Below are 8,922 nucleotides of genomic sequence, written 5' to 3' on the forward strand. Positions count from 1 at the left end.
TATTACGTTGCGCCCCGCGTCAACGACCTGCCGGAGATGGAGCGCTTCCTGCGCGAACAGGTTCCCGAGGTGAAGTTCGTCGTCGGTCACGGCCAGATGGCGGCGACCCAGCTCGAAGAGGTCATGAGCGCTTTCTACGAGGGCGAGTATGACGTGCTGCTCTCGACCACCATTGTCGAGAGCGGTCTGGACATCCCCACGGCGAACACCCTGATCATCCACCGCGCCGACATGTTCGGCCTGGCCCAGCTCTATCAGCTGCGGGGCCGGGTGGGGCGCTCCAAGGCCCGCGCCTACGCCTATCTGACGACGCCGGCGGAGAAGCCGATCACGCTTTCGGCCGAGAAGCGGCTGAAGGTGCTGCAGTCGCTGGACAGCCTGGGCGCGGGTTTCCAGCTCGCCAGCCACGACCTCGACATCCGCGGCGGCGGCAATCTCCTGGGCGACGAGCAGTCGGGCCACATCAAGGAGATCGGCGTCGAGCTCTACCAGCAGATGCTGGAGGACGCCGTCGCCGAGTTGAAGGAGCGCGCCGGCGCCGAGGGCCTGGTCCACGACCGCGGCTGGTCGCCGCAGATCAACACCGGCGCGGCCGTGCTGATTCCCGAGGACTATGTGCCGGACCTGAACGTTCGTCTGGCGCTCTATCGCCGTCTGTCCGACGCCGAGAAGGCCCAGGACCGCGAGGCGCTCGCGGCCGAGCTGATCGACCGCTTCGGACCGCTGCCGCCCGAGGCCGACCAGCTCTTGAAGGTGGTCGCCATCAAGGGGCTCTGCCGTGAGGCCAATGTCGCCAAGATCGACGTCGGCCCCAAGGGCGCCGTCGTCAGCTTCCGGAATGACGAGTTCAAGAACCCGCTCGGCCTTGTCCAGTTCGTCGCCAAGAACCAGGTCGCCTGGCGCGTGCGCCCCGACAACAAGGTCGTGGTCAAGGGCGAGTGGGAGACGCCGGAGCAGCGGCTTTCGGCGGCGGAGAAGATCCTGGCCGAACTGGCGAAGCTGGCGGCTTGAGATGCTCCCCAAAGGGGAGGATCTATTGCGAGTTCGCCGCCCGCGCCTCACTCAGCAAGCGCGTGGCCCGAAGCGCGATCTCCAGGCGCTGGGTGCAGACGATGCCTACCGCCAGCAGCATCAGCGCGTCGGTGATCTGCAGGGCCGAGACGTGCAGGGCGCCGGCGGTCTGGGCGCCGAAGCTGCGAAGCGCGTAGCGCACGGCGAAGATCGCCAGGATCAGCAGCATGCCGAGCGGCGAGGTCTTGCTGGTCAGCGCATGCGTGGCCGGATCGACGGCGATGCGGGTCAGGCGTCCGCGCCACCAGCCGGCGAGCGCCCCGAGGCCCAGGACGGCCGCATCCACGGCCAGCATCGCCGGGCCCGGCGGCGGCTGGTGCGCCAGGGTCAGCGCCGTCAGCGCCAGGAACAGCACCGGCGAGACCCAGAGCCGTTCGACCTTGAGCTTCCGTTCGCGGACGTTGCGCAGCGCGATCATCGCGACCGCGATCAGCGGGATCAGATAGACCCAGGGTCCGCTCGGGGCCTGGGCGGCGTCCATCTCAGCTGGCCTTCAGCGCCTGGGCCTGGGAGGCCGCGATCTCCAGCGCGCGACCGACGCCGTCGGGCGCGGTGACCTCGGCTGCGCCGATATCGAACTCGACCACGAACGGCGTCTTGCCCTCTCCCGCCTCGAAGGCGGTGCAGCCGATCACCGCGGCGATCCGCTCGCCCGCGGCCTGGCCGGCGTGCAGCGGCGTCGCCGGCAGGGCCAGGGCGAACACCTCGGGCGCGAGCCGCGCGGCGGTGTCCTCGACCCGCACGAGGCGGCCGATCATCGAGCCGATCTGGGGGATGGCCCGCGCCATCCAGCCGTCCGCCCGCGCCGAGGCCAGTTCCGGCCGCTCCGCCACACGCAGGACGCAGACGCTGAGCGGCCGGTTGCGCACCCGCGCCGCCTGGGCGATGCGCGCGAGGTGGGCCGCGAACAGGTCGCGGGTGAAGAGGCCGGTGGCCGCATCCATCAGGCCCGAGCCTCGCGCGCCCTCCAGCGCCTGGCGCACCGCCATCATCCGGCGATGGTTGCGGGCCAATTCGAGCACGCGCAGCGCCGTCTCGTCCTCGGGCGTCTGCGGCGAGGCCACGTCCGAGACCCCGCGATGATAGGCCTCGGCGGTCGTGATGTAGGAGCCGTGCCGCATGTAGAGCAGGGCGGGCGTGTGGTAGAGGCGGGTGTTGCGCCGGAGCCCCGCCGCGATCGACAGCGCCTCCTGCGGATTGTCGCCGGCCCACAGCACCACCCCGTCGAACGGCCGCTCGTGCAGGTAGTCGAAGGCGGTGTAGGCGGTGAAGGCCCCGACCACCTCGGCGCCGTCGCGCGCCAGCGCATTGGACAGCGCCAGGAACTGCGGCGCCGGCTCGCCGATGGCCAGGATGCGCAACGGGCTGACGTCGGGGTCCGGCAGCGCGAGCTTGCGTCGCCGGTCGGCGAAGGTCTCAACCCGCAGCTCGAACTCCTCTTCCGCCACGGCCATGCGCACCAGGCTCTCCAGCCGCATCGCCGCCTGCGACGGATGCAGCGGCGCGGCCATGGTCAGGTCGAATCCGCAGGGCGCCAGCGACGGGCCCGGATCGCCGACCGCCAGCACCGGCAGCCGCCGCGGCGCGCAGGCCGCCTTGAGCTGTTTGCCGAGGTCGAGCACGACCTCGCCGGAGGCGAGGTCGAGGATCGCCGCCTCGATCTGCAGGTCGGCGATGCAGGCCAGCGCGGCCTGCGGCGAGCGCGCGGTCACCGTGCGCCAGCCGAGCCTGTCCAGCCCCTCCGCTAGAGGACCCGCCAGCTCATCGTCTCGCGCGACGATCAGCACCCGCGCCTGGACGCCTGCGGCCATATTCCCCGAACCCTTGCCCCCAAACTCCTCCTAAAGCACGGAATCGAACTGCGGCGAATAGGCAGAATGGTCACGCCTGGCGTGACCGCGGGCAGCGCGGCCGCGCGCGGCCTGCGTTCCTTCAAACGTAGCGCGGAATCGGTCCGAGCTGCGGCGTGGTGTCGTCGCCGAGTTCGAGGAAGACCTCGTCGACGTAACACCAGCCCCAGCCTTCCGGCGGATCATAGCCCTCGATGACCGGATGGGCGGTGGCGCGGAAATGCTCGGTGGCGTGGCGGTTCGGCGACTCGTCGCAGCAGCCGACGTGGCCGCAGGTCCGGCAGATCCGCAGGTGCACCCAGGGATCGCCGCTCTTGAGGCACTCCTCGCAACCGCGGGCGCTTGGGGTCACGCGGCGGATCCCGCCGATGTGGTTGCAGGTCATCATCTGGGCGACCTCGGCGAACGGATTGCGGATCTGGAAGCGACGTGGCGTCGACAATGCCCGCGCGCAAGGCTCGCGGCGCTGCCGGATGACGCCCGCGAACGGATTTCCTGACCGGCGTGTTCAGCCTGGGTTCAGCCGGCAAGTCGCAAAAGTCTTCCACGTTGGCCGTCGCGCTCTCCCGTCCCTCGATGCGGCGGCCGACTCGATGGAACGACACGCCCATCGGCGGCGCGCCACCTGCCAAGGTGGCGCGCCGTTTCCATTACCGCCCTTGCCAGCTCCATCGCCGTTGAAGCACCTTCCGCCGCAATGATCCGATCGAGTCTCCGGCGCCTGCGGCAGGTGGAATGGGATCCGCTCCACGCCCTGAGGGTGGTCGTGCGGACGCTGCTGCGAGCCCTGGTGCGGCTCTGGGGACGCGACGTCATGCTGTTCACCGGCGGCGTCTCCTTCTTCGTGATGCTCGCCATCTTCCCGGCGCTGGCCATCCTCGTCGGGCTCTATGGCCTGCTCGCCGACCCGGCGCAGGCGGCGCAGACCGGAGAGGCGCTCTCGCGGCTCATGCCCGAGGGCGTGCGGGACATCTTCCGCAGCGAGCTCCTCAGGCTCACCACGACCTCGCACACGACGATGTCGGCCCAGAGCGGCCTGGCGCTGCTGATCGGCGTCTACGCCGCCCACCGCGGCTTCAAGGCCTTGCTGGCGGGACTGTCCTTCATCCATGACGAGGACAAGCCGCGCGGCTTCGTCGGCTTCAACGTCCTGGCCCTGGTGGTGCTGATCGCCACCTTCTCGGCCCTCGGGGTCGTCTCCGCGCTCTTCCTCGGCATCCGGGTGATGGGCTCGGCCTTCGACCTCAAGCCGCTGCAGGGCGTGCCCTGGCTCTACAGCGAGTGGACCTGGGCGAGCGCGGCGCTCAGCGTCGGCCTTGCGTGCATCTACCGCTTCGCCATGTCCAGCCGGCCGGTCGACTGGCGCGCCTCGTTCATCGGCGGAATCCTCGCCGCGGCCCTCTGCCTGGGCGCATCCTGGGCGATCGCCTTCTACGTCGAGGAGGTGGCCCATCTCGGCGCCACCTACGGCTCGATCGCCACCGTCGTGGTGTTCCTGATCTGGCTGTCCTGGAACGTGAACGCCGTCTTCTTCGGCGGCGCGCTGGCGACCGAGGTGGAGCTGGCGCTGGAGGCGGCGGAGATCCACAACCGCCCGCTGCTGCTGAGCGACGTGCGCGGGGCCAAGCCGCTGGTCTGGCCGCCGAAGAACTGAGCGCGCCGCGACGCCGGCTACCGCATCCGGGTCACCAGGAAGCTGAGCGCGCCGTCCGCTTCGCCCTGTTCCAGCACCTTGGCGCCGGCCTGGGCGGCGAAATGGGGCACGTCGATGCGGGCCAGCGGGTCGTCGGCCAGCAGCCGCACCTTGGCGCCGGGCGCCGCGGCCTCCAGCGCCTTGCGCAGGCGCAGCGTCGGGACCGGGCAGCGGTGACCGCGCGCATCGACCAGGATCTCGTCGGAAGCCATGGCCGCCCATACACCGGCCATGGCCGGGAACCCAAGCTTCGCCTTTCAGGTTCACGCCCCATACGAGGTCGAGGGCGGGAATGGCTGCAACAGGCAAGGTGTTCGAGACCGACGTGCCCGCGAGGCTCGACCGGCTGCCGTTCGCCCATTTCCACTGGCTGGTGGCGATCGCGCTGGGCGTCACCTGGATCCTGGACGGGCTGGAAGTCACCCTGGTGGGCTCGCTGTCGCCGGCCATCGCCTGCCCGGCGGCGCTTGGCCTGACCAGTCACGAGGTCGGCCTGACCGGCAGCGCCTACGTCCTGGGCGCGGTGATCGGCGCGGTCCTGTTCGGCCGGCTGACCGACAAGTTCGGCCGCCGCAGGCTCTTCACGGCGACGGTCAGCCTCTACATGGTCGCCACCATCGCCACCGGGTTCAGCTGGGACTTCTGGTCCTTCACGCTGTTCCGCTTCCTCACCGGCGCCGGCATCGGCGGCGAGTACGGTGCGGTGAACTCGGCGGTGCAGGAGCTGATCCCGGCACGGCGGCGCGGCTACACCGACCTCGCCATCAACGGCAGCTTCTGGCTGGGGGCCGCGCTGGGAGCCGCGGGATCGCTGGTGGTGCTCGATCCGACGATCCTGCCCCAGGCCTGGGGCTGGCGTCTGGCCTTCGTGCTGGGCGGCCTGCTGGCGGCGATCGTGATCGTCATCCGCCGCTTCATCCCCGAGAGTCCGCGCTGGCTCCTGACCCACGGCCGGCCGGAGGAGGCCGAGGCGGTCGTCCGCGAGATCGAGCGGCGGGTGGAAAAGCGCCGGGCCCTGCCGGCCCAGTTCGAGCCGCCGGCGAAGCTGAGGTTCCACAGGCGCGAGCGCACCAGCTGGAGCGAGGTCGGCCTGACCCTCCTCAGGCGGCATCCGCGCCGCACCGCGCTCGGCCTGATCCTGATGGCCACACAGGCCTTCTGCTACAATGCGATCTTCTTCACCTACGCCCTGGTGCTGACGAGGTTCTACGGCGTGGCGCCCGCCAACATCGGCTGGTTCATGCTGCCGTTCGCGCTCGGCAACGTGCTGGGGCCGTTGCTGCTCGGCGGCTTGTTCGACACCCTCGGCCGCAAGGCCATGATCTGCGCGACCTATTCGCTGGCAGGGGCGCTGCTGTGCCTTACCGGCTGGCTGTTCGCCGCAGGCGCGCTCACCGCCGAGACCCAGACCGCGGCCTGGACGGTGATCTTCTTCTTCGCCTCCGCCGCGGCGAGCGCGGCCTACCTGACGGTGGGCGAGCTCTTTCCCCTGGAGACCCGGGCGATCTCGATCTCGCTGTTCTACGCCTTCGGCACCCTGCTCGGCGGCGTCGCCGGGCCCGCGGTCTTCGGCGCCCTCATCGAGACCGGCGAGCGCAGTCAGATCCTCGCAGGCTATCTGCTCGGCGGCGGCCTGATGCTGGGGGCCGCAGCGACGGCCCTGGTGCTGGGCGTCCGCGCCGAAGGCCGTCCGCTGGAAGAGGTGGCGCCGCCACTGTCGCTGGCGCCGCTCGAGGCGGGGGTGAGGCTGGGCCCGGATGCGGCTAGCTTCGGGGTCCCGTCGCGCGGCCGGTCGTCGGACCGGTGTCCGGGCCGGTGGAAGCGCTGGCGCTCGGCGCGGGCGAGGCGGCGGGTGCGTCGCTGCTGAGGCTCGGGCTCGGGCCCACGCCGCCGCCTTCGCTGGGGACCGTGCGCGCGGTGCTGACGACGCTCGACGAGGTGTCCGTCGAGACCCCGCTCGCCGCCGCGCTCGGACCGCTCATGCCCGCTTCGGCGGTGTCGGTGGCCCGGGTCACCGCGCCGGGATTGGCGTCGCTGTAATCGCTGCCGCCATCGCCCTTCGAGCATCCCGCGATCAGAAGGCCGGACGCCGCGAGCAGCGCGCCACCCATCGCCAACGTCGTCCGGGCCAACGTCGTCCGGGCCAATGTTGTCCGCCAGATTGTGGAAGTCATCTTGCAGCTCTCCCGCCGTTCACCTCGCCGAGCTCGACAGACCCTTCGCGAGCGAGGTTCCAAATGCGTGATGGCCGAAAAGGTGATCGCGCAGTCCGCCGCGTTCAACCCGTGCGGCGCAGAGGTTTGCGGCGACGCTCGGCCTTCAGCAGCGCCCAGCCCTCGCGCGTGAGGACGAAGGCATGGGGCGAGCCGCGCCAGCCGTTGGCCTGGGCTGCGGCGCCCGCCCGCTGCAGCAGCTGCCGTCCGCAGAGCCGCAGGCAGAGCCCGACCTGGACCGGATCCGCATCGTGCAACGGACCGTCAAGCGCGGCCCTGAGCAGCTTGCGTTCTTCGCGGGGGAGGTCTGGAGCGTCGGGCATGACCCTGAAACGCCGACACCGATCGACTGTTGCGCTGGACGCCCCCGTCACGTGCAATTGCATCCTTCACGACCTCCCGCGCCCCGACGGGCGGCCAGGGCGGGCTTCAAATCCCCGCGGTCGTGGCGGCTTTCGTCGCCGCTCGAGAAATGCCTTGTCCACGGCCGCGCGCCATCTCGAAAAAGCCGAAGATTTCGAGTAACGGGTTCTCCGCGGCGCTCGAGCGAGCGTCCGGGGCGAGGGAGATTTTGAGTACGTGATCAAGAGCGGTCCGCATCTGAAGCAGGCGCGCGAAGCGTTGGGCTGGACGCCGGTCCAGCTGGCGCGCGCCCTCAGGCTCGCCGGGGGCGACAAACAAGGCGAGAAGCGCGTCCTGGAGATGGAATCTGGTCGCCGCGACATCTCCGGTCCCGTGACGGTCGCCGTCGAATCGTTCCTGCACGGCTACCTGCCGGTCGGCTTCACGCCGGACGGCGAGATGGTGGGCGCGGACAAGGCCGCGCCATAGCGGGCGATCAGTCCTGCCGCTGGCGGGTAGGCTCGCGCGCCACGACGGTGACGCTGAGCCGCTCTTCGCCGCCTCCGCGGCGGGCGCCGCGCAAGGGCGCTGCGTCCAAGTAGTCGAGCCCGACCGCGACACGCAGGTAGCGCTGGTCGGCGCAGACGCCATTGGCCGGATCGAACCCGGTCCAGCCGAGGTCGGGCACATAGGCTTCGGCCCAGGCGTGCGCGGCCTCCTGGTCGCCGCCTTCGATTCGCGACAGGTGCCCCGAGACGTAGCGGGCGGGAACCCCGTGGCGCCGCGCCGCGGCGATGAAGATATGGGCGTAGTCCTGGCAGACCCCGTGCCCCTCGGCGAACGCGGCCGCGGCCGGCGTATCCGCCTTGGTCACGCCGGCGTCGAAGCGCATCCTCGCATGCAGCTCGGCCATCAGCCGGTGCAGGCGGGCGAGAGGGTCCTCCGCCACGATGGCGTCGGCCCAGGCGCTCAAGCCGGCGTCGGCCGTCGTCAGCGGCGTCGAACGCAGGAAAACCTGCGGCGGGAAGGGCTCGCGGGCGCCGCGGACCACGCCGGCGGTCTCGCGAACCTCGACCTCGCCGGTGACCCGCACCGTCAGCTCGGTGACCCCGCCTTCGGCGTAGAAGAGGTGCAGGACATTGCCGAAGGCGTCGCGGCTCTCGCGCAGGAAGCCGTCCACGTCGATGTCGACGCGCCAGTTCAGGACCTGCTGCCCGTCATGATCGCTGGGCGAGACGCGCAGCGCCTGGATCACGCCCCAGGCCGGCTCGTCGTAGGCGTAGGTCGTGGCGTGGCGAACTCTGATGCGCATGGTCAGAAGGCGAATTGCTCGGCGATCGCGCCGCCGAGACGGTTGTTGCCGATGATGAAGCGCTCGAGGAACTCGTGCAGGCCGGAGGCGAACACGGCCTTGATGTCGCCCTCGCGCAGCTGCAGCTGAATCTGCGAGGCTTGGCGGTGCGCCGGGCCGCGGCGACCGCTGTCGGCGCTCAGATAGTCGAGCAGCTCGACGATGGTGTCGTAGCAGCAGGTCAGCGAACGCGGCATCCGGTCGTTGAAGATCAGGAGATCGGCGACCAGCCAGGGCTTGACCGCGTCACGATAGACCCAGCGGTAGGCCGTCAGCGCCGCAACCGTCCGCAGGATCGTCGACCACTGGAAGTAGTCGAGACTGCCGCCGACCGGCTCGTCGCGCGGCAACAGCAGGTGATACTTCACGTCGAGCAGGCGCGCGGTGTTGTCGGCCCGCTCG

General features: G+C 70.5%; 12 protein-coding genes. 5 read left to right on the forward strand and 7 right to left on the reverse strand.

What is annotated here, in order from left to right; translation table 11 throughout:
• On the forward strand, nucleotides 1-1,011 hold a 1,011-nt coding region (locus VJS38_RS20720; RefSeq protein WP_324090044.1), incomplete at its 5' end, for a TRCF domain-containing protein.
• Nucleotides 1,012-1,033: 22 nt separating this feature from the next.
• Here VJS38_RS20720 and VJS38_RS20725 read toward each other — a convergent pair.
• From VJS38_RS20725 to VJS38_RS20735, 3 genes are all read right to left on the reverse strand, one after another.
• Nucleotides 1,034-1,552, reverse strand: coding sequence for a hypothetical protein (locus VJS38_RS20725; RefSeq protein WP_324090045.1), 519 nt, complete (start codon nucleotides 1,550-1,552; stop codon nucleotides 1,034-1,036).
• A 1-nt stretch (nucleotide 1,553) separates the two neighbouring features.
• A complete protein-coding gene (locus tag VJS38_RS20730) occupies nucleotides 1,554-2,882 on the reverse strand; it encodes a diguanylate cyclase domain-containing protein (RefSeq protein WP_324090046.1) in 1,329 nt (442 codons plus the stop codon).
• A gap of 121 nt (nucleotides 2,883-3,003) precedes the next feature.
• Complete coding sequence (locus VJS38_RS20735; RefSeq protein ID WP_324090047.1) at nucleotides 3,004-3,363, reverse strand: UBP-type zinc finger domain-containing protein; 360 nt, start codon at nucleotides 3,361-3,363, stop codon at nucleotides 3,004-3,006.
• Nucleotides 3,364-3,618: 255 nt separating this feature from the next.
• On the opposite strand from VJS38_RS20735, the gene VJS38_RS20740 reads away from it, so the two are divergent.
• A complete protein-coding gene (locus VJS38_RS20740) occupies nucleotides 3,619-4,575 on the forward strand; it encodes a YihY/virulence factor BrkB family protein (protein ID WP_324090048.1) in 957 nt (318 codons plus the stop codon).
• 17 nt (nucleotides 4,576-4,592) lie between these two features.
• On the opposite strand, the gene VJS38_RS20745 is transcribed toward VJS38_RS20740, so the two are convergent.
• Complete coding sequence (locus VJS38_RS20745; protein ID WP_414692475.1) at nucleotides 4,593-4,847, reverse strand: sulfurtransferase TusA family protein; 255 nt, start codon at nucleotides 4,845-4,847, stop codon at nucleotides 4,593-4,595.
• 59 nt (nucleotides 4,848-4,906) lie between these two features.
• Between VJS38_RS20745 and VJS38_RS20750 the strand changes: the two genes are divergently transcribed.
• Nucleotides 4,907-6,481, forward strand: coding sequence for an MFS transporter (locus tag VJS38_RS20750; protein WP_324090049.1), 1,575 nt, complete (start codon nucleotides 4,907-4,909; stop codon nucleotides 6,479-6,481).
• The gene (locus tag VJS38_RS20755; RefSeq protein WP_324090050.1) at nucleotides 6,430-6,654 is read left to right on the forward strand and encodes a hypothetical protein; all 225 of its coding nucleotides are present in this window, start codon (nucleotides 6,430-6,432) and stop codon (nucleotides 6,652-6,654) included. The genes VJS38_RS20750 and VJS38_RS20755 overlap by 52 nt, the downstream gene beginning before the upstream one ends.
• 238 nt (nucleotides 6,655-6,892) lie before the next feature.
• Here VJS38_RS20755 and VJS38_RS20760 read toward each other — a convergent pair whose 3' ends face one another.
• Nucleotides 6,893-7,150 carry a hypothetical protein gene (locus VJS38_RS20760; RefSeq protein ID WP_324090051.1) on the reverse strand — a complete coding sequence of 86 codons (258 nt, stop codon included), beginning with the start codon at nucleotides 7,148-7,150 and terminating at the stop codon, nucleotides 6,893-6,895.
• Between the two features lie 256 nt (nucleotides 7,151-7,406).
• On the opposite strand from VJS38_RS20760, the gene VJS38_RS20765 reads away from it, so the two are divergent.
• Entirely contained in the window at nucleotides 7,407-7,658 is a 252-nt protein-coding gene (locus VJS38_RS20765; protein WP_324090052.1) for a hypothetical protein, read from the forward strand.
• Nucleotides 7,659-7,665: 7 nt separating this feature from the next.
• On the opposite strand, the gene VJS38_RS20770 is transcribed toward VJS38_RS20765, so the two are convergent.
• A complete protein-coding gene (locus tag VJS38_RS20770; protein ID WP_324090053.1) occupies nucleotides 7,666-8,481 on the reverse strand; it encodes a transglutaminase family protein in 816 nt (271 codons plus the stop codon).
• 2 nt (nucleotides 8,482-8,483) lie between these two features.
• A partial coding sequence (locus VJS38_RS20775) for an alpha-E domain-containing protein (RefSeq protein WP_324090054.1) occupies nucleotides 8,484-8,922 on the reverse strand: 439 nt, incomplete at its 5' end.

The organism is Phenylobacterium sp. (genome assembly GCF_035276905.1).
Taxonomy (GTDB): Bacteria; Pseudomonadota; Alphaproteobacteria; order Caulobacterales; family Caulobacteraceae; genus Phenylobacterium.

What these genes read in the sequence shown, in the direction of transcription:
- VJS38_RS20770 (WP_324090053.1), bottom strand. Translation starts at nt 8,481, where the DNA reads ATGCGCATCAGAGTTCGCCACGCCACGACCTACGCCTACGACGAGCCG.
- VJS38_RS20750 (WP_324090049.1), top strand. Translation starts at nt 4,907, where the DNA reads ATGGCTGCAACAGGCAAGGTGTTCGAGACCGACGTGCCCGCGAGGCTC.
- VJS38_RS20740 (WP_324090048.1), top strand. Translation starts at nt 3,619, where the DNA reads ATGATCCGATCGAGTCTCCGGCGCCTGCGGCAGGTGGAATGGGATCCG.
- VJS38_RS20745 (WP_414692475.1), bottom strand. Translation starts at nt 4,847, where the DNA reads ATGGCCGGTGTATGGGCGGCCATGGCTTCCGACGAGATCCTGGTCGAT.
- VJS38_RS20725 (WP_324090045.1), bottom strand. Translation starts at nt 1,552, where the DNA reads ATGGACGCCGCCCAGGCCCCGAGCGGACCCTGGGTCTATCTGATCCCG.
- VJS38_RS20730 (WP_324090046.1), bottom strand. Translation starts at nt 2,882, where the DNA reads ATGGCCGCAGGCGTCCAGGCGCGGGTGCTGATCGTCGCGCGAGACGAT.
- VJS38_RS20760 (WP_324090051.1), bottom strand. Translation starts at nt 7,150, where the DNA reads ATGCCCGACGCTCCAGACCTCCCCCGCGAAGAACGCAAGCTGCTCAGG.